The sequence below is a fragment of the Halomonas sp. 328 genome (assembly GCF_015645095.1).
Lineage (GTDB): Bacteria > Pseudomonadota > Gammaproteobacteria > Pseudomonadales > Halomonadaceae > Bisbaumannia.
This window is the reverse complement of sequence record NZ_JADOTW010000016.1, coordinates 31,301-49,125: the sequence shown is the minus strand read 5'-3', so window position 1 is coordinate 49,125 and position 17,825 is coordinate 31,301. Positions and strand designations below refer to the sequence as shown.

15 protein-coding genes are annotated in these 17,825 nt (G+C 69.4%); 5 read left to right on the top strand and 10 right to left on the bottom strand.

The features are described from left to right. Nucleotides 1-131: 131 nt before the first annotated feature. Entirely contained in the window at nt 132-1,151 is a 1,020-nt protein-coding gene (locus tag IHD13_RS09755) for a TAXI family TRAP transporter solute-binding subunit (RefSeq protein WP_195860854.1), read from the bottom strand. A 202-nt stretch (nt 1,152-1,353) separates the two neighbouring features. On the opposite strand from IHD13_RS09755, the gene IHD13_RS09750 reads away from it, so the two are divergent. Then, a complete protein-coding gene (locus IHD13_RS09750) occupies nt 1,354-1,779 on the top strand; it encodes an HIT domain-containing protein (RefSeq protein ID WP_195860853.1) in 426 nt (141 codons plus the stop codon). A 12-nt stretch (nt 1,780-1,791) separates the two neighbouring features. On the opposite strand, the gene IHD13_RS09745 is transcribed toward IHD13_RS09750, so the two are convergent. Genes IHD13_RS09745 through IHD13_RS09720 form a run of 6 tightly spaced genes read right to left on the bottom strand, consistent with a single transcriptional unit; the run spans nt 1,792 to nt 7,640 of the window. Beyond that, complete coding sequence (locus tag IHD13_RS09745) at nt 1,792-2,847, bottom strand: nickel/cobalt transporter (RefSeq protein ID WP_195860852.1); 1,056 nt, start codon at nt 2,845-2,847, stop codon at nt 1,792-1,794. A gap of 34 nt (nt 2,848-2,881) precedes the next feature. Next, nucleotides 2,882-3,553: a DUF1007 family protein gene (locus IHD13_RS09740; protein WP_195860851.1), complete on the bottom strand. Its 672-nt coding sequence runs from the start codon at nt 3,551-3,553 to the stop codon at nt 2,882-2,884. 35 nt (nt 3,554-3,588) lie between these two features. Further along, nucleotides 3,589-4,956 carry a sigma-54-dependent transcriptional regulator gene (locus IHD13_RS09735; protein WP_195860850.1) on the bottom strand — a complete coding sequence of 456 codons (1,368 nt, stop codon included), beginning with the start codon at nt 4,954-4,956 and terminating at the stop codon, nt 3,589-3,591. Beyond that, entirely contained in the window at nt 4,949-6,724 is a 1,776-nt protein-coding gene (locus IHD13_RS09730) for a sensor histidine kinase (RefSeq protein WP_195860849.1), read from the bottom strand. Before IHD13_RS09730 ends, IHD13_RS09735 begins: the two co-directional genes overlap by 8 nt. Then, a complete protein-coding gene (locus IHD13_RS09725; RefSeq protein ID WP_326838336.1) occupies nt 6,721-7,110 on the bottom strand; it encodes a hypothetical protein in 390 nt (129 codons plus the stop codon). Before IHD13_RS09725 ends, IHD13_RS09730 begins: the two co-directional genes overlap by 4 nt. A gap of 11 nt (nt 7,111-7,121) precedes the next feature. Next, on the bottom strand, nt 7,122-7,640 hold the full coding sequence (locus tag IHD13_RS09720) for a hypothetical protein (RefSeq protein ID WP_195860847.1): 519 nt from the start codon (nt 7,638-7,640) through the stop codon (nt 7,122-7,124). A gap of 90 nt (nt 7,641-7,730) precedes the next feature. Here IHD13_RS09720 and IHD13_RS09715 point away from each other — a divergent pair, with 90 nt between their 5' ends. Both IHD13_RS09715 and IHD13_RS09710 read left to right on the top strand, forming a co-directional pair. Then, a complete protein-coding gene (locus IHD13_RS09715) occupies nt 7,731-8,873 on the top strand; it encodes a glycerate kinase (protein ID WP_195860846.1) in 1,143 nt (380 codons plus the stop codon). A 171-nt stretch (nt 8,874-9,044) separates the two neighbouring features. Continuing rightward, on the top strand, nt 9,045-9,518 hold the full coding sequence (locus IHD13_RS09710; protein WP_146802989.1) for a Dps family protein: 474 nt from the start codon (nt 9,045-9,047) through the stop codon (nt 9,516-9,518). Nucleotides 9,519-9,611: 93 nt separating this feature from the next. On the opposite strand, the gene IHD13_RS09705 is transcribed toward IHD13_RS09710, so the two are convergent. Together IHD13_RS09705 and IHD13_RS09700 are read right to left on the bottom strand one after the other, a co-directional pair. Beyond that, nucleotides 9,612-11,072 carry an aminoacyl-histidine dipeptidase gene (locus IHD13_RS09705; RefSeq protein ID WP_195860845.1) on the bottom strand — a complete coding sequence of 487 codons (1,461 nt, stop codon included), beginning with the start codon at nt 11,070-11,072 and terminating at the stop codon, nt 9,612-9,614. Nucleotides 11,073-11,425: 353 nt separating this feature from the next. Continuing rightward, entirely contained in the window at nt 11,426-13,591 is a 2,166-nt protein-coding gene (locus IHD13_RS09700) for a tRNA(Met) cytidine acetyltransferase TmcA (RefSeq protein WP_230086237.1), read from the bottom strand. Between the two features lie 233 nt (nt 13,592-13,824). Here IHD13_RS09700 and IHD13_RS09695 point away from each other — a divergent pair, with 233 nt between their 5' ends. Next, complete coding sequence (locus IHD13_RS09695; RefSeq protein WP_442786569.1) at nt 13,825-15,480, top strand: ABC transporter permease; 1,656 nt, start codon at nt 13,825-13,827, stop codon at nt 15,478-15,480. On the opposite strand, the gene IHD13_RS09690 is transcribed toward IHD13_RS09695, so the two are convergent. Continuing rightward, nucleotides 15,439-16,557: an ABC transporter ATP-binding protein gene (locus IHD13_RS09690; protein WP_195860842.1), complete on the bottom strand. Its 1,119-nt coding sequence runs from the start codon at nt 16,555-16,557 to the stop codon at nt 15,439-15,441. The two genes, IHD13_RS09695 and IHD13_RS09690, sit on opposite strands and share 42 nt — an antisense overlap. A gap of 209 nt (nt 16,558-16,766) precedes the next feature. Here IHD13_RS09690 and IHD13_RS09685 point away from each other — a divergent pair, with 209 nt between their 5' ends. Continuing rightward, nucleotides 16,767-17,795 (top strand): Fe(3+) ABC transporter substrate-binding protein, encoded by a 1,029-nt coding sequence (locus IHD13_RS09685; protein WP_195860841.1) that lies wholly within the window; start codon nt 16,767-16,769, stop codon nt 17,793-17,795. The last annotated feature ends 30 nt before the right edge of the window (nt 17,796-17,825 follow it).

Genomic DNA, 17,825 nt, shown 5'->3' with positions numbered 1-17,825 from the left:
GGCATTCTCGTGGAGCAGGTGTAGGTCGGATAAACGGGCCTCTGGCGAGAGCATCCGACATGGGCGTCGGATGCGCCTTCACGCTTATCCGACCTACAGGGTCATCGAGTACAGAAGAAATTCAGGCTTCCTCAGCCCTCCAGCAGATGCTCGGGAATCGCCAGCCCCTGCTCCTGGAAGTAGCGGGCCGCACCCGGGTGCAGCGGCATGGGCAGGCCATCCAAGGCCTTCTCCAGGGCCATGTCGCGGGTCGCCGGGTGGATGTTGTTGAGGAAGGGCAGGTTCTCGAACATCGCCTTGGTGATCTGGTAGACGTGCTCCTCCGGCACATCGGCGTTGACCACCAGGATATTGGGCTGGGCGATGGTCTGGACCGCCTCGTCCTGGCTCGGGTAGGTGCCGGCGGCGATCTCGTAGGGCGTCCATACCGGGTAGGCGCTATTGATGCGCGCCAGCTGCTCCTCGGTGACTTCGAGGATGGAGATATCGTCGCCCATGTTGGCGAAGGCGCTGGTCACCGCAGAGGCGGGCACCCCGGCGGGGATATTCATGCCGTCGATATTGCCGTTCTGCATGGCATCGGCACTCGGGCCGTAGCCCAGGTAGGCCAGGTTCATCTGCTCCGGGTCGATGTCGAGACCGGCAAGAATTTGCCGACCGGAGCCCTCGGTACCGGAGTTGCGGGCACCGATGGAGAAGCCGCGGCCGTAGAGCTGGGTCAGGTCATCGATGGTACCGCTCTCGGTACGATGGCTGCGCATCACGAAGTGCTCCACGTTCTGCCACAGCATGGAGACGGAGCGGACGTTGTCGTAGGCCTGGGGCACCGGTCCCTCGCCGGTCCAGGCCCAGGCGCCATAGAGCGCCTGGAGGATGCCGAACTGGGCTTGATTGTCCTCCATCAGGCGCAGGTTCTCGGCGGAACCGGCGGAGCTGATGGCGGAGACCGAGATGTTGTGGGTCGGCTCCAGCTTGACCCGCACCAGGGTCGAGAGGGCCACCCCCACCGGGTAGAAGGTGCCGCCGGTGGTGGCGGTACCCATGATGTACTGCCCGCCTTCATCATTGGCGCTGACGCCGGCGGCACCCAGGCCGAGGGCGGCGGCGGTGGCGAGAGTGAGGGCGGACTTGAGGAACTGGCGCTTGTGCATGCTATCTCTCCTGTCGATGATGGCTTGTTATGGTTATGCCATTCGACTAGAGCGATATTCCTGCCAGCTTATCCAACAGCATTTAAAATCAATGCATTAGTGGTATCGATGGGCCGACGACTGGCCAAGATGCCCCCTTCATCGGCAAACTATTGCCGATGGCCACCCTAGCCCCGGCAAATCATTGCCACCCGGAGCCCCCATGAGCGAACTCACCCTCGATCCCCGCCTGGAAGCCGATACCCTGCCCGTCACCGAGCTCGGCCTCTGTCAGGTACGGCTGATGAACGACGCCCGCTACCCCTGGCTGGTACTGGTGCCGCGGCGCATCGGCGTGAAGGAGGTGTACCAGCTGTCGGCGCAGGAACAGGCGCGACTCTGGCAAGAGGCCACGGCCCTGGGCGAGGGGCTGATGCGGACCCTGAACGGCGACAAGCTCAACCTGGCCACCCTGGGCAATATGGTGCCCCAGCTGCACCTGCATGTGATCGTGCGCTTCGAGGAGGATGCCGCCTGGCCCGCGCCGGTGTGGGGGCAGGGCCAGGCCGAGCCCTATGACGCGGATGGCCAGGCCAAGCGCCGCGACGAGATCCTGGCGATCATCGAGGGACTGGATCTCGGCGAGTAAGTGATCGGCGGCCTACTGGCCCCCGAAGGGAGTGCGCGGCGCGCCCGATCCACTCTCCTGGGCGGCCGGCGGAGTGCCCAGCAGCGGCACCGTGGCGGGGTTCTTGAGCCCGGTGGCGAAGAGGGTGAGCCCCAGCAGGGCGATCGCCAGGCCGCCGCCCAGGGCGGCCCAGCCCAGCAGACGCCCGGCGATGCCGGGACGTGACTGACGCGCCAGGCGGCGTTGTGCCCAGTCCCGCGCCAGGACGCTGGCCAGGGCCAGGGCCGAGACCGTCAAGGCCGTGCCCAGGGCCATCACCAGCACCGCCGCCACCCCGGCCCAGAAGAAGCCCAGCAGGGAGGCGGCCCCCAACAGCAGGACCCCACCGCTGCAGGGGCGCAGGCCGATGGCCACCACCGTGGCCAGGGCGGTACGCCAGTCGCCGGCCTGCTCCGGGCTGAGATGGTGAGTCCCGCCACAGCCGCAATCATGATCATGGTGATGCGGGTCATGGGCATGGTGATGCGGGTCATGGTGATGGTGCGCCTCGGGCGGCGCCGAGACGCGGGGCCGCCGCAGCTGACGAATCGCTCGTCCACAGAGCCAGAGCCCCAGCAGGGTGACCATCAGGAAACTGGCCTGCTCGACCCAGGCCACCGAGCCCATGGCCTGGCGGGTCAGCCAGCCCAGGCCGTGAACCAGGGTGGTGACCAGGGCGATGGCCACCAGGGCCTGCAGCAGGGAAGCGGCACAGGAGAGCACCAGGGCACGCTTCAGGGCGCCACCCTGGGTCAACAGGTAGGTGGTCAGCACCGCCTTGCCATGCCCGGGCCCGGCGGCGTGGAAGACCCCATAGCCGAAGCTGATCCCCAGCAATCCCGCCCAGGCCGTCGCCGTGGGCGTCCCCGATAGCTCGGTGATGGCCAGGGTCAGGGCCCGGTGCAGGTCACGCTGCCAGGCCACCAGTTGCAGGCTTAGCCCCTGAGCCCCGCCCTGGGCCAGCCATAGCAAGCCGGCCAGCAGCAGCAGCCCCAGGGCCGCGACCCCCACCCCCCGGGGGGTGCGCAGGAAACCGATCACCGCCTGCATGGGCGACCTCCGTGGGCATCAGGGATCGTCCCCGCTAGATACGACATTGCACCTCTCCGGTTTCGGCAAAATAACGCCCCAGCCCTTCCGGGGCCTCGTCGGTAATATCCAGTCGCGCCGCCTGAGCCACCTTGGCCGGGTCAGGATCCGCGGGAAGGATGCGGGTCTCGCAGTCGTGGGCGCTAGCGACCACCAGGGCGTCCTCCCGGGGCGCCCGATCATCCGCCTCGTGAACCACCTCGATATAGTAGGTGGGATCGAACACCTGATAACGCAGCGTCGCCTCGCCCAGGAGGCGGGGTTCCGCCAGGGGCAGCAGGAAGATGAACTCCACCCGACCGCCCCGCTCCATCACGGTATATTCGCTGACCTCACCCAGGGCCAGCGGCTCGCCGTCCCGGCTCAGCTCGGTAAAGTACCCCTGAGTCGCCAGGGTATCGCGAATCTCCAGGCCCAGCTGGTCCAGGCGCGCCTCCATGGGCTCGTCGCCTTCGGCGCGGCCCAGCTCCTCCAGCAGCACCAGGCTATAGAAGGGGTCCATGCGCCAGCGCTGGTGCAGTGCCTCGACCCGGCCCTGATCATCGAGAATCAGCCTGACGCTGAGGTCGATCCAGCCATGGGGGTGGGCCTGGGCACCCAGCGGCAGCCCCAGTGACAACAGCCCAACGACCAGGCAGCGTCTGATCACGCGATAGCAGCTCGACATGCGATACGCCTCGAAAACGTTACAAGATAACAAAACTATCGTCCATCCCCGGTCAGGAAGGCCTCGCGGCGCAGCCCATGGCGCTGCATCTTCTGGTTAAGGGTGCGCCGGGGCAGCTCCAGGGCCTCCATCACCGCCTGAATATTGCCGGCATGACGGCTAAGGGCTTCCCGCAACAGGGTCGCCTCGAAGGCCTCCATCTGGGCCGCCAGGGACCCGGCCTCGCTCTGCTCATCCTGCCGTCGCGCCTCCCAGGGCAATGCCAGGCCGAGAATATGGCGGGTGGCCATATTGCGCAGCTCGCGCAGGTTGCCCGGCCATTGATGACGACAGAGGGCGGCGAGAAGTTCCCCGTCCGCTTCCTTCAGGGGGCGCTGATGCACCTCCGCCGCCTGACGACAGAAGTGGTGAAAGAGCCGGGGGATATCCTCGCGACGCTCGCGCAGGGGCGGCAGCACCAGCTCGGCGATGGCCAGGCGATAATAGAGGTCTTCGCGGAAACCGCCCTGCCCCGCCAATACCAGCAGGTCCTCCTTGGTAGCCGCCACCACCCGCAGGTCCACGCGGATCAGCGCGTTGCTGCCCAGGCGGGTGACCTCCCCCTCCTGGAGGGCACGCAGCAGCTTGACCTGGGCGGCCAGCGGCAGCGACTCCACCTCGTCCAGGAAGAGGGTGCCGCCACTGGCATGTTCCAGGGTGCCGATGCGTCGCTCGACGGCCCCGGTGAAGGCCCCCTTCTCGTGGCCGAAGAGCTCCGACTCGATCAACTCGGCGGCGATGGCCCCACAGTTGAGGGCCACGAAGTGGCCCTCGGCACCACTCTCCTCGTGCAGGGCCCGCGCCACCACCTCCTTGCCGCTGCCGGTCTCCCCCTGCACCAGCACATTGGCCCGGGTGGGAGCCAGGTTGGCCAGTTGCCGGCGCAACGTCACCATGCTCGGCGCCTCGCCCAGCAGCCGTGACGCCAGGCCGCCCTCGCGCAGCGCCTGGCGCAGGCGGCGATTCTCCCGACTCAGCCAGCGACGCTCCAGGGCCCGGCGCACGCAGGCCTCCAGGTGCTCCGGGGCGAAGGGCTTCTCGACGAAATCCCAGGCCCCGGCGCGCATCGCCTCCACCGCCATGGGCACGTCGCCATGGCCAGTGATCAGCACCACCGGCGGCGGCTCCTCCAGGGCCTGCACCGCCTCGAGCAGGGCCAGGCCATCGAGCCCGGGCATCTTGACGTCGCTGACCAGGACGCCACAGGGGTCGCCCGCCGTCAGGGCATCGAGGGCCGCCTGCCCCCGCTCGAAGGTACGCACCTCGAGCTCGGAAAGCTCCAGCCACTGGCTCAGGGAGGCCCGCACGTCCGGGTCATCATCCACCAGCCAGATGGGCAACGATGCTTGATCTGTCTCACTCATGCCGTGTCTCGTCTGTCGCCTGAGCGGTGACCCGGGGCAGCTCGGCCCGGAACCAGGCGCCTCCTGTCCGGTTATTGCCGGCCTGGAGGCGACCGCCCAGGTCCTGAACGATACCGAAGCTGATAAAGAGTCCCAGGCCCAGGCCATCGCCCACCGCCTTGGTGGTAAAGAAAGGGTCGAAGAGCTTGTCGAGCAGCGCCTCGGGGATGCCCGGCCCATTATCGAGGATGCTCACCACCCAGTGCGAGGGTGTCTCCTCGATGGCCACCTCCAGGCGCGGCGCCTCCACGCCACGCAGCGCATCCAGGGCATTGCGCAGTAGATTGGTCAGCAGCTGTTCGATGCGCACCTCGTCCCCCAGCACCCAGGGCGTCCCGGCCTCGGGGAATCGCATCGTCAAGTCGATATCCTGCTTGTCGAGGCGCTCGGCCAGCAGCTCCAGCACGAAATCGAGGCGCCCGCGCAGGTCCACCGGCTCCCGGGCGCCGCCCTTGCGGGCGAACAGCTTGAGCTGGCGAACCTGAGTGGCCAGGCGCTCGCAGAGCACCTGAATCCGCTGAAAGTTCTCCTCGGCGGCCGCGCCACGCCCCCGCTGCATCAAGCGCTCCCCGTTGGCGGCATAGGTGCGGATCCCCGAGAGGGGCTGATTGAGCTCATGGGCGATCCCCGCCGCCATGGTGCCCAGGGCCGCCAGCTTGCCGGCCTGGACCAGCTCCGCCTGGGTCTCGCGCAGGGCCCGGGTGCGCTCGAGCACTCGCTCCTCGAGCCGTTCGTTGGCCTCGCGGAAGATCCGCGCCTCCCGATCCCGCAGGCGCTGGCGCTTCTGGCGCTCGCGCAGCCAGAGCCCCAGCAGCAGCAGGGCCACCCATACCGCCACGCCTCCCAGCAGGGAGTTGCGGGCGCTGACATAGAGAGGACGCATCGGGGTCAGGTAGCGCATCTGCCAGCCCAGGGTCTCCAGCGGCAAGGCACTGGCCATGTAGCGCTCCCCCAGCCCCTGGTCACCCAGACGCAGGGAACCGTCCCCCAGCCGCTGCCCCAAGGGCTCCAGGGGGTGCCCCATGAATTGGCGCTGAGCGCGAATCTCCGCCTGGGCCGCCGGGGAGAGCTCGCCCAAGCGGCGGTAGCGCCACTCGGGGCGACTGGAGAGGATCACCACCCCATTGGCATCCACCAGCAGCACCTTCTCGCCGGCCCGGCGCCAATCGGTCTGCAGCGCCTCCAGGGAGACCTTGGCCACCAGCACCCCGGTGGGTGCCTCCCGCTCCCGGCCCACCGCTGCGGAGACGAAGTAGCCCGGGCGTCCGGTGGTGCTGCCCACGGCGAAGAACTCTCCCTCACCCTCGGCCAGGGCATCCTGGACATAGGGGCGGAAGCGATAATCGTGGCCCACGAAGCTGTCGGGCCGGTCATGGTTGCTGCTGGCCAGGGTCACGCCCTGGGCGTCCACCAGGAAGATCGCCTCGGCACCGGAGCGCTCGGCGACCTGGGCCAGGTAGGCATTGACCTGGGGCAGGAAGACCCCGGCGGGGTCGAGCAGGGCCGCCTGCACCAGGGGTTGGCGCGCCAGCAGGCCCGGCAGGTAGGTGAAGCGCTCCAGGGCACCCTGCAGGCTGCTGCCGTAGAGGGCCAACCGGGCCTCCGCATGGCGCCGGGCTTCCGCCTGGGCCTGGGCATACTGCCAATGCCAGAGCCACCAGAGGCTGGCCAGGGCCAGGGTCGCCAGGGCGGTCAACAGCAGGCGACGAGGCCAGGGGCCGCCCCTCATGGGAGCAGGCCCAGCTCGGCCTGGATGGCCACCAGCAGCGGATCCAGCGCCAGCGGTGCCAGGGGGCGACCGCCGCGCCAGCCCAGCAGGGTGATCCGGCTCGCCGCCTCCCTCTCGATATCGGTTCCGGCCTCAGTTCCGGCCTCAGTCACCGTCAGCCGCAGCCGATAACCGGGCCAATCGCCCCGCTCCGCCTCCAGGCGGCGCAGCTCGGCGTCACCGTGGCGGATCACATAGCCCTGCGCCACCAGCACCGCCAGGCCGGCATGCAGGACCCGGTCGGCCTCCGCCGCCAGGGTCAGTTCCCGCGACTCGGGGCCGGGCGGGGTCGTCACGCAGCCGCTCAGCCAGAGCAGCAGGCACAGCCCCCCGAGTCGCCGGATCACGCCTCGTCTCCTCATGGTGCCTCCTCGCCGGCGCGGCGCAGGGCATCGCAGAAGCTCGCCTCGTCACCCAGGACCAGGCGCCGGCTGGGGCCGCCGGCCTCCTGCTGCCAGCGCTCCCGGGTCACCCGAACCCAGCCGTCGGGAGAGGCCACCAGGGCGACCCGTTCGCCGCGCAGCGCCTCACGCAGCACCGGCTGGCGATAGCCGATCACGGTGCCACGGCCGATGCCCACGCCGATCCCGAAGCCGATACCGCTGAAACCGCCGACAGGGCGATCATAGGGGTCGGCATAGTACCCGATACGCTCGCTGCGCTCGGCGCTGATCAGCCCCAGGGCCATATCGGTATCCCTCAGGGTGAAGCCCTGGGCCTCCAGGGCCTCGGCCACCCGCGCCAGGCGCTCGCCACGCTCGGCGTCGGGCCACTGCCACTGGCAGGCCGCCGCCGGCGGCGTGGCCGGCGGCAGACTGCCGGGGGCGGTGGCACAGCCGGCCAGCAGGGCCAAGCCAAAAAGCCAGATAATGCGCATTTGTCCTCCTAGCGGGCGTCGACGTTGCCGCGGCGCCCGAGGGCGCGTAAGTTCAGGATACCCCGCTTTCTCGCAGCCTCGGAGCTCTCCATGAAGATTCTGATCGCCCCCGACAGCTACAAGGACGCCTTGGCGGCCAGCGACGCCGCGACGGCCATCGCCCAGGGTATCCGCCGAGCCTTGCCCGAGGCCAGCAGCGTACTCTGCCCCATGGGCGATGGCGGCGAGGGGACCCTGGACGCCCTGCTCGCCGCCACCGGGGCCGAGCGCCGCCTGGCCCGGGTATCCGACGCCCTGGGGCGCCCCATCGAGGCGGCCTGGGGCTGGCTGGCGGAGTCGGGGACCGCCTTCGTCGAACTGGCCCAGGCCAGTGGCCTGGAGGCGCTGAGCCGCGATGAGCGCGATGCCCTGAGCGCTTCCACCTTCGGCACCGGCGAGCTGATTCGCGAGGCCCTGGAGGCCGGTGCCCAACACCTGCTGCTGACCCTGGGCGGCAGCGCCACCAATGATGCCGGTGCCGGGATGCTTCAGGCTCTGGGCGCCCGCCTGCTGGACGCCCAGGGGCGCGAGCTGCCCCCCGGCGGGGCGGCCCTGGCCGAGCTGGATCGTCTCGACCTCGACGGCCTGGACCCACGCCTGGCCGGCCTCAGGGTCCAGGCCGCCGTGGACGTGGATAACCCCTTGCTGGGCGAACGCGGCGCCAGCGCCATCTTCGGCCCCCAGAAGGGCGCCGACGAGGCCCAGGTGGCTCGCCTGGACGCCGCCCTGGCCCACTTCGCCGAGCGGGTCGCCGCGACCCTCGGCGAGGACCATCGCGACCTGGCCGGGGCCGGCGCCGCCGGCGGCATGGGCTTCGCCGCCCGGGCCTTCCTGGGCGCCGAGCTGCGCCCCGGCATCGAGCTGGTGATGGACCAGGTCGGTTTTGATGCCCTGCTGACAGGCAGCGACCTGGTGATCACCGGCGAGGGACAGCTCGATGGCCAGAGCCTGGCCGGCAAGACCCCGGTGGGCATCGCCCGTCGCGCCCGTGCCGCCGGGATTCCCTGCGTGGTGCTGGCCGGGCGCCTGGGGCCCCAGTGGCAAGCCGCCCATGACGAAGGCATCACCACCGCCTTCGCCCTGGCCGATGGCCCCATGGACCTGGACAGTGCCCTGACCCGCTGCGCCGAGCTGCTGGCGGATCGCGCCGAGAGCCTGGTGCGCCTGATGCACGCCTGGCGCCCCGATACCTGAGGCGAACCGCCAACGGATCGTGCCGAGCGCCTGGTGCGGTGGCCCTGCGCCTTGCGCCGGATCATGATTAAGGCCGACTATGGGGGCTATGATAAGAATCGTCTTATCATGTCCCGCCTCGGGGCCTAGACTGGACTCAGCATTCACCCAAGGATCAAGGAGGCATCCCAGATGTCCGATATCAACGCCATCGGTCTGCACGAATCCAGCGCCAGCCAGCTCGCCGAGAAGCTCAACGAGCTGCTGGCCAACTACCAGATCTTCTACATGAACGTGCGCGGCTACCACTGGAACGTCAAGGGCCCGCAGTTCTTCGAGCTCCACACCAAGTTCGAGGAGTTCTATACCGATCTGCTGACCAAGGTGGACGAGGTCGCCGAGCGCATCCTGACCCTGGGCCATCAGCCGGTGCACGCCTACAGCGACTACACCCAGCTGTCGCGCATCGCCGAGGAGAAGAACGTGCATGACGGCGAGGCCTGCGTGCGCGGCGTCCTCAAGGGCTACCAGACCCTGATCGAGCTGCAGCGGGAGATCCTCTCCCTGGCCTCGGACGCCGATGACGAGGGTACCGCCGCCCAGGCCGGCGACTATATCCGTGAACAGGAGAAGACCGTCTGGATGCTTAACGCCTACCTGGGCTAAGCCGGACGCCACTCCACGAGACCCGCCCACCAGAACGCCGCCCATTTCGGGCGGCGTTCTGCGTTAGGGGCACTCCAGCGGTGGGCGGGTGACTCAGCCTTCGGCCAGCTCCTCGACCAGCGCTCGCAGCAGGCCCCAGAACTCCTCGACGGAGTCCAGCTCGACGCGCTCATCCGGCGAATGCGCGCCACGAATCAGCGGCCCGAAGGAGATCATCTCCAGCGCCGGGTACTTGCCTCCCAGGATGCCGCACTCCAACCCCGCATGGATCACCTTGACCTCCGGGTCACGGCCCAGGCGCCGTTGATGCAGGTCGCGAAAACGCGCCAGCAGCCGGCTGTCGGGGTCGGGGGTCCAGCCGGGATAGGCGTTCTCCACCCGGGTGCGGGCGCCGATCAACCCGAAGAGGGCCCGGAAGCGGTCCGCCAGGTCCCGAGTGGCGCTATCGCGCAGGGAGCGGACCAGGGCGCAAAGATGGAAGCGTCCCGCGGCCAGGGTCACCACGCCCAGGTTATTGGACGTCTCCACCACCCCGGGCAGCTCGGCACTCATCCGCTCGACCCCACAGGGAGCGGCGTGGAGGGCGTCCACCAGCAGATGGCTGGCGGTGGGGGTCAGGGCCTCCCCGGCCTCCCCCTTCCAGGGGCTCAGGGCCAGACACACCCCCTCATCGACGCCCTTGAGCTCGGCGCGAAGCTCCGTCTCCAGGGCCTCGAGCCTGGCCTGGGCCGACACCACTTCGTCCTCCGGCAGGGCCAGGGTGGCGAAGGCCTCCCGGGGCAGGGCATTGCGCAAGGTACCGCCCTGGTAGTCGATGAGCCGCACCTCGCAGGGCGCCAGGGTACGCAGCACCCGCATCAGCAAGCGGTTGGCGTTACCGCGCCCCTTGTGGATATCGATGCCGGAGTGACCGCCCACCAGGCCGGTCAGGGCCAGCCGGTAGGGACGCTCCTCCTCGGCCAGGGGGCTGGTGGGCAGCTGCGCCTCCACCACCACGTCGGCACCGCCGGCGCACCCCACATAGACCTGGCCACGATCCTCGGAGTCCAGGTTGAGCAGCAGGCGACCCTCCAGCCACTCCTCGGCCAGGTTGAGGGCGCCGCCCATGGAGGACTCCTCCTCCAGGGTGAAGAGCGCCTCCAGGGGACCATGCACCAGGGTCTCGTCTTCGAGAATCGCCAGGGCCGCGGCCACCCCCAGGCCATTGTCGGCGCCCAGGGTGGTGTGGCGGGCATGCAGCCAGCCCTCGTCCACATAGGTGTCGATGGGGTCGCGGGTGAAGTCGTGGGGGTGATCGGCGTTGGCCTGGGCGACCATGTCCAGGTGGCCCTGGAGGATCACCCCGGGAGCCGCCTCGTGGCCGGGAGTGGCCGGTTTGCGGATCCGCAGGTTGCCGTAGGCATCGCGGTCATGGGCCAGGCCCCGGGCCTCGGCCCAGGCCTCGAGGGTCGCCACCAGGGCCGCCTCGTGGCCGGAGGGGCGCGGGGTATTGCACAGGGTGCGGAAATGGCGCCATAGCAGGCGCGGCTCGAGCTGTTCGAGATGTGCGTTCATAGCGGCTCTGTTCGGTCGATAACCGGGCTACCTTACCGGCAGGCCGCGACCAGGAAAAGTCGTTTGCCGCTCCGGCAAGGACGGCGACGGCAGCGGATAGCGGTAGCCAAGGGTGGCGGGGCCGAGGCGAGCGAGTATTACCGGGAACGCTGGCAGCCAGCGCCGCCGCGCGCGTCGCTCGCCAGGGATGGCGAGCGAGGGGGACTCGTGAGGGATTATGTTGTCCCCCGACGCGCAGGCGGCAAGCGCAGCGCCAGGGTTTCGTTCCCGGGATCGCGAGCCTGGCTCCGCCACCCGACACCAGGCACCCGCCCGATGCATGGCGTCCCGATTCCCGACGCCCTGGAGGCGGTTTAGTCCGGATCGTCCAGAAAGGGCCCCAGCGCCGCCAAGGCCTGGCGCAGCCGCGACTCCAGCTCGCGCCGGCCGCTGAGCGCCAGGGTCCGGGCCAGCCAGGCGCCGTCGCGGCCCTGGAAGAGCGCGGCCACCAGCAGCCAGGCATGATCGTCCTGGGGGGCGCCGCGATGCAGCGCGCGACGCAGGGCGGCCTGGAGGGCGGGGCGGGCCAGGGCCGGGGCGCGCTTGGCGAAGGCCACGTCGTCGAAATCACGGCGCTGGGCCGGGGTCAGGGGCGGCGCCGCGCCCTCCGCCAGCAGGGCCAGGGCCAGTTCGGGCTCCAGGGCCCTGAGTTCGAAGGCCAGCAGGCTGGGCAGCAGGGCCTGGAAGGCCCGGCCCAGGTCCGCGGCCAGGGACTCACCGGCCAGGCTGGCAGGACGCACCACCATCACCGCATGCTCGCCACTGGACGCCTCCCGGGTCAGCCCCAGGCGCACCGTACGGAAACCCGCGGCACGCCAGAACGCCAGCAGGCCCGGCTCGGCGCCGAAGCTGGCCCCCAGCAGGTCGATGCCATCGTGTCGGGCCTGCTCCAGCTCGGCGGTCAGGAGTGCCTCGCCCAGCCCCCGACGGCGGCACTCCCCATGCACGGCGATACGCATCACCCGACGCAGCCGGGCGCGCAGTGCCGCCCGGGAACCGGCATGAGCGGCCAGGGACTGGGCCAGCAGGTGTCCCCGTGGCCGGCGCTCGCCCCGCGCCACCTGCTCCGCCAGCTCGGCGCCAAAGCCCCCCTCCTCCACGCAGAGCGTCACCCCCAGGGGGGTGTCGCCGGCCTCCAGGCTGGTGACATGCACGCCGGGGCCATCGAGCAGTTGACGCAGGTCGCTGGGCTGAGTGCGGTAATGGGCCTGCACCAGCAGGCCGAAGAGGGCCCGCAGCCGGGGTTCATCATTGGCCAGCTCGGCACGCCGCAAGCGTCGCCGGCTCAGGGCCGGGGCCGGCGGCAGCTCTGCCGGCGGCCCCGGGGGCTCGGCATCCAGCAGCAGCAGGCGATCGGTCAACGCCTCCAGGGGGTCGCCCGGGGCCCAGCGCACCGGGGTCCTCAGGCTCACTCCCTGCCATTGCGGGGCCTGGCGTTCGAGGCGCTCGCGAAAGCGCAGCGCGAAGCCGCGTCCCGAGCCCTCGTAGCCGTGCACCGTGGTGGCGAAGACGATACGTGGAAAGTGTGCCAGCCAGCGCCCCAGCAGGGGCGCGGGGATGGCCGCCGCCTCGTCGACCAGCAGCAGAGCCCCATCGCCTCCGATCTCGCCCGCCTCCAGGGCCGCCATCAGCGCATCCGGGGCCAGGAAGGTCACCGCCTGAGCGGTGTCGCCGAGCAGGAAGTCGTTGCCCTGACGCCGCCCCTCGGGACAGAGTGCCGCCAGCCGCTCGAAGAGGGCTTCCAGGGCCCCGGGGCGGGGGGCGGTCAGCCAGATTCTCGGCTCGCCGGTGGCCAGCCAACGGGCACAGGCGATGCCCAGGGCGGCACTCTTGCCGCGCCCCCGGTCGGCGGTCAGCACCAGGGGGCGCCGGCGCCGCAGCCTGACCAATCGTGCCACCGCCTCGGCCTGATCCTCGGTCAGGCAATCGGGATCGGCACTGGGGGGCGAGGCGGCGGCCTCGCCCAGTGACGGCGCCTCGGGCGGGCGCCCCGGACGCCAGCTCAGGACCTCCGGGGCATCCGCCAACCGCCTCGCCAGGCGCGCCAGGTAGCGGGCACTGAGCTGCCGGGGACGGTAGGGGTGCTCCGCCAGGCGCCGATAGTCGGCATCCGGCTGCCGGCCCCAGTCGGCGGGAGTCAGCAGCACCAGCAGGCCACCGGCACGCAGGGTCCCGGCCAGGGCGCCGAAGGCCTCCGGGTCGAAGCCTTCCCCCTCGCCCTGGGCGTCGATCACCACCAGGTCGTGTTCGCCGCCCAGGCGGGTACGTGCCTTGCCGGGGGGCAGGCCGTGCTCGGCAAGCTCGGCGGGGGCCCGATTGGCGACCCACAGCGGCCGGGCCCAGGCGGCGTCCCACAGCGCCAGGGCCCGGGCCCGGCACGCCTCGGCATCACCGGCCAGCCACACCAGGCCACGCCAGCGGCGGGTCGCCAGCTCGGTGCGCCAGGCCAGCAACGGGGCGACTTCTTCGGCAATGGACAAGGGACAACCTCCTGGACTCATCAGTACGGGTAGTGGAGAGGGGCAGGCGAGGCGGCTGGCCATCCCGGCAAGGCCAGCGTGATGGCCGGGTCATCGCCATGGCTGCTAACGCGGACCCTAACTGCTATGATTCGCCGCTGTCATTCACTCCCATTTCACCCCGTGTCGTGCTCCGGCAGGAGGCCCTCTTGAACCACTCCACCCGCCAGCCCGCGGCGCCGAGCCGCCGATTCCTGCCCCATGTCAGCGCCTGGACCCTGCTCACCCTGCTGATCGCCGCGGTGGTGGCCCTGCCGGTGCTCACGATACTGGCCCATGTCTTCATGCCCACCGGGGGCGTCTGGCAGCACCTGGCCAGTACCGTGCTGCCCCGCTACCTGACCAATACCCTGATCCTGGTGCTCTGCGTGGGCCTGGGCACGGCGATCATCGGCACCGGCACCGCCTGGCTGGTGGTGATGTGCCGCTTCCCGGGGCGACGGATCTTCGAATGGGCCCTGCTGCTTCCCCTGGCGGTGCCCACCTATGTGATCGCCTACGCCTATACCGACTTCCTGCAGTATGCGGGCCCCCTGCAGAGCTGGCTACGCGAGTTCTTCGACTGGGGGCGCGGCGACTACTACTTCCCCAATATCCGCTCCCTGGGGGGCGCCGCCACCCTGATCACCCTGGTCCTCTACCCCTATGTCTATATGCTGGCCCGGGCCGCCTTCCTGGAGCAGTCGGTCTGCGTGCTGGACGTGGGACGCACCCTGGGCCGGGGGCCCTGGCGGCTCTTCTCGGGCATCGCCGTGCCCCTGGCGCGCCCGGCGATCGTCGGCGGCGTCTCCCTGGCGCTGATGGAGACCCTCAACGAGTTCGGCGCGGTGCAGTTCTTCGGCGTGGATACCTTTACCACCGGGATCTACCGCACCTGGTTCGGCCTGGGCGAACCGGTGGCCGCGGCCCAGCTGGCCGCCTGCCTGCTGCTGTTCGTGATGACCTTCGTGTTGCTGGAGCGCTGGTCCCGCGGCAAGCGCCAGTATTTCCATACCTCGAGCCGCTACCAACAGTTGCCGGAGTATCGGCTGGGCGGCCTGCGTAGCCTGGGGGCCTTCCTGGCCTGCGCCCTGCCGGTGCTGGTCGGCTTCCTGATTCCCAGCCTGCTGCTGCTGGAGATGGCCGTCAGCCAGGGCGATGCCCTGTTAGGCCGGCGCTTTATCGGCTTCGCCCGCAACAGCCTGATCCTGGCGACCCTGGCGGCCTTGATGGCGGTGATCCTGGCGGTGGTGCTCAGCTATGGGGCGCGCCTCAGCAGGACGCCGCTGACCCGCACCGCCACCCGGATCGCCTCCCTGGGCTATGCCATCCCCGGGTCGGTGGTGGCGGTGGGCATCCTGATCCCCTTCGCCTGGCTGGATAACCGCCTCAACGAGTTCCTCTACGCCCACTACGGCACCATCGCCGGCCTGATCTTCAGCGGCTCGGCCTTTATCCTGGTCTACGCCTATGTGGTGCGCTTCCTGGCGGTCTCTTTCAACACCATCGAGGCGAGCCTCGGCAAGGTGACCCCCTCCATGGATGCCGCCTCCCGCACCCTGGGACAGACCGCCGGGGGCACCCTGCGTCGGGTCCATACCCCGCTGATGCGCGGCAGCCTGCTGGCGGCGGGCATCCTGGTCTTCGTCGACGTGATGAAGGAATTGCCGGCGACCATCATCCTGCGCCCCTTCAACTTCGACACCCTGGCGGTGCGCGCCTACAACCTGGCCTCGGACGAGCGCCTCGCCGAGGCCTCGACCGCCTCCCTGGCCATCGTGGTGGTGGGCATCATTCCGGTGATCCTGCTGAGCCTGGCGATGCGCCGCTCACGCCCCGGCAGCGTCGTCGCCAAAGACGAAGACCTGTGAGGGATCCAGGGTCAGGCTGACCGGCTGGCCCTCCTCGGGCAGGAAGACCCCCGGCACCCGGGCATGCAGGTGATGCTCGCCGTCCGGCCAGTGGGCGCAGATATGCAGCAGGCTGGAGCGCCCCAGTAGCCGCGCCATCACCACATGGCTGGCGCCGTGATCGGCGGGCGCCTCCAGGGCCGTGACGCTGAGCGCCTCGGGGCGCATCAGCACCAGGGCGGCACTGCCTTCGGGCAGTCCCTTGGCCCGCACCGGCCCCACCGGGGTCTGCACCACGCCGTTGCGCACCTCCCCCCGCCACTCGTTCACCTCGCCGAAGAAGGTCACCACGAAGGGGTCCTGGGGGGCGCAGTAGAGCTCCTGGGGCGTGCCCATCTGCACGATGCGACCGTCGCGCATCAGGGCGATGCGATCGGCCATGAACATCGCCTCTTCCGGGTCGTGGGTCACCAGCAGGGTGGCGGCACCGACCTTCTTGAGCACGTGCAGGGTATCGTCGCGAATGCGATCGCGCAGCCGGGCATCCAGGCTGGAGAAGGGCTCGTCCAGCAGCATCAGCTGGGGCGCCGGCGCCAGGGCTCGGGCCAGGGCGACCCGCTGCTGCTGGCCCCCGGAGAGCATGTGCGGATAGCTCTTGGCGTAGCCGGCCATGCCCAACTGCTCGAGCAGGGTCAGGGCGCGCTGCTGGCGCAGCTTGGCGGGCTGTCCCTCGAGGCCGAAGGTGACGTTGTCGAGTACCGTCAGGTGCGGGAAGAGCGCCGAGTCCTGGAAGGCCAGGCCCACGTTGCGCTTCTCCGGCGGCAGGTGGCGCAGCCCCGGCCCGGCGATCCGCTCGCCCCCCAGGAACACCTCGCCCTGCTGCAGGGGTTCCAGGCCGGCGGCCACCCGCAGCAGGGTGGTCTTGCCGCAGCCGGAGGGGCCCAGCAGGCAGACCACCTCCCCCGGCGCCATTTCCAGGCTGACCTCATGGACGGCCGTGTGGTTTCCGTAAGCGTGACGCACACGCTGCATAGAGAGCGCGCCGGCGGGGTGCGGCGCGGCCTGGGCAATATCGGCGAGGGGCTCGGTGCTGGTCATAGGCTCGAACGATCAGGTTCAACGACGAATGAGTGTCTGCCCATCTTACGCGAGAAAGTGACAAGTGCGGTTACCTTTTACTCGCATTCTCATCCCGGTGTCGCGGTGGAGTATTGACGAAGCGAAGGCGAAGCTGTTCAATGATAGTGAAACTAATACAAACCATTATCATTCTAGAAGAAATTCCACCCAATTGACTGAGGTGCTCGATGCTCAACCGTCACCGTCTCGCCACCACCATCGCCATGCTGATGGCCGGCTCGGCCTTCGCTTCCCAGGTCGCCGCCGACGAGGTCAACATCTACTCGGCGCGTCACTACGACTCGGATGCGATTCTCTATCAGGCCTTCACCGAGGCGACCGGCATCGAGGTCAATGTGCTGGAGGGCGACTCCGATCAGCTGCTGCAGCGCATGGCCCGTGAGGGCGTGGCCAGCCCGGCGGACGTGATGATCACCGTCGATGCCGGCCGTCTGTGGCGCGCCGAGCAGGACGGCATCTTCCAGGCCATCGAGTCCGACGTCCTCAACGAGCGTCTGCCGGAGACCATGCGTCATCCGGAAGGCCTGTGGTTCGGCTTCAGCCAGCGCGCCCGCGCCATCTACTACAACCGCGAGGCCTTCGACCCCAGCGAGATCAGCAGCTACGAAGACCTGGCCGATCCGCGCTTCGAGGGGCAGATCTGCATCCGCTCCTCCAACAACATCTACAACCAGTCCCTGCTGGCCTCGATGATCGAGCACCATGGTGCCGAAGAGGCCGAAGCCTGGGCCCGGGGCGTGGTCAACAACATGGCGCGCCAGCCCGAGGGCGGCGATACCGACCAGATCCGCGGCGCGGCCAGCGGCGAGTGCGACCTGGCGGTCGCCAACCACTACTACTACGTGCGCCTGCTGCACTCCGACGACGAGGCGGATCGCGAAGCGGCACGCAAGGTGGGCATCCTCTTCCCCAACCAGGACGATCGCGGCACCCACATCAACGTGGGCGGTGCCGGCGTGGTCAGCGGCGCACCGAACCGCGACAACGCCATCCGTTTCCTGGAGTTCCTCGCCTCCGACGAGGCCCAGGAAGTGCTGGCGGCTCGCAACTACGAGTTCCCGGTGGTGGACGGCATCAACAAGGATCCGGTGCTGGAGTCCTGGGGCGACTTCAAGAAGGATGACCTGAATATCAGCGTCCTGGGCGAGAACAACCCGGAAGCGGTACGCATCTTCGACCGCGTCGGCTGGCGTTAAGCGTTACGCCTTAACCGGTACTCCCGAGAC

What these genes read in the sequence shown, in the direction of transcription:
- IHD13_RS09755 (WP_195860854.1), bottom strand. Translation starts at nt 1,151, where the DNA reads ATGCACAAGCGCCAGTTCCTCAAGTCCGCCCTCACTCTCGCCACCGCC.
- IHD13_RS09750 (WP_195860853.1), top strand. Translation starts at nt 1,354, where the DNA reads ATGAGCGAACTCACCCTCGATCCCCGCCTGGAAGCCGATACCCTGCCC.
- IHD13_RS09745 (WP_195860852.1), bottom strand. Translation starts at nt 2,847, where the DNA reads ATGCAGGCGGTGATCGGTTTCCTGCGCACCCCCCGGGGGGTGGGGGTC.
- IHD13_RS09740 (WP_195860851.1), bottom strand. Translation starts at nt 3,553, where the DNA reads ATGTCGAGCTGCTATCGCGTGATCAGACGCTGCCTGGTCGTTGGGCTG.
- IHD13_RS09735 (WP_195860850.1), bottom strand. Translation starts at nt 4,956, where the DNA reads ATGAGTGAGACAGATCAAGCATCGTTGCCCATCTGGCTGGTGGATGAT.
- IHD13_RS09730 (WP_195860849.1), bottom strand. Translation starts at nt 6,724, where the DNA reads ATGAGGGGCGGCCCCTGGCCTCGTCGCCTGCTGTTGACCGCCCTGGCG.
- IHD13_RS09720 (WP_195860847.1), bottom strand. Translation starts at nt 7,640, where the DNA reads ATGCGCATTATCTGGCTTTTTGGCTTGGCCCTGCTGGCCGGCTGTGCC.
- IHD13_RS09715 (WP_195860846.1), top strand. Translation starts at nt 7,731, where the DNA reads ATGAAGATTCTGATCGCCCCCGACAGCTACAAGGACGCCTTGGCGGCC.
- IHD13_RS09710 (WP_146802989.1), top strand. Translation starts at nt 9,045, where the DNA reads ATGTCCGATATCAACGCCATCGGTCTGCACGAATCCAGCGCCAGCCAG.
- IHD13_RS09705 (WP_195860845.1), bottom strand. Translation starts at nt 11,072, where the DNA reads ATGAACGCACATCTCGAACAGCTCGAGCCGCGCCTGCTATGGCGCCAT.
- IHD13_RS09690 (WP_195860842.1), bottom strand. Translation starts at nt 16,557, where the DNA reads ATGACCAGCACCGAGCCCCTCGCCGATATTGCCCAGGCCGCGCCGCAC.
- IHD13_RS09685 (WP_195860841.1), top strand. Translation starts at nt 16,767, where the DNA reads ATGCTCAACCGTCACCGTCTCGCCACCACCATCGCCATGCTGATGGCC.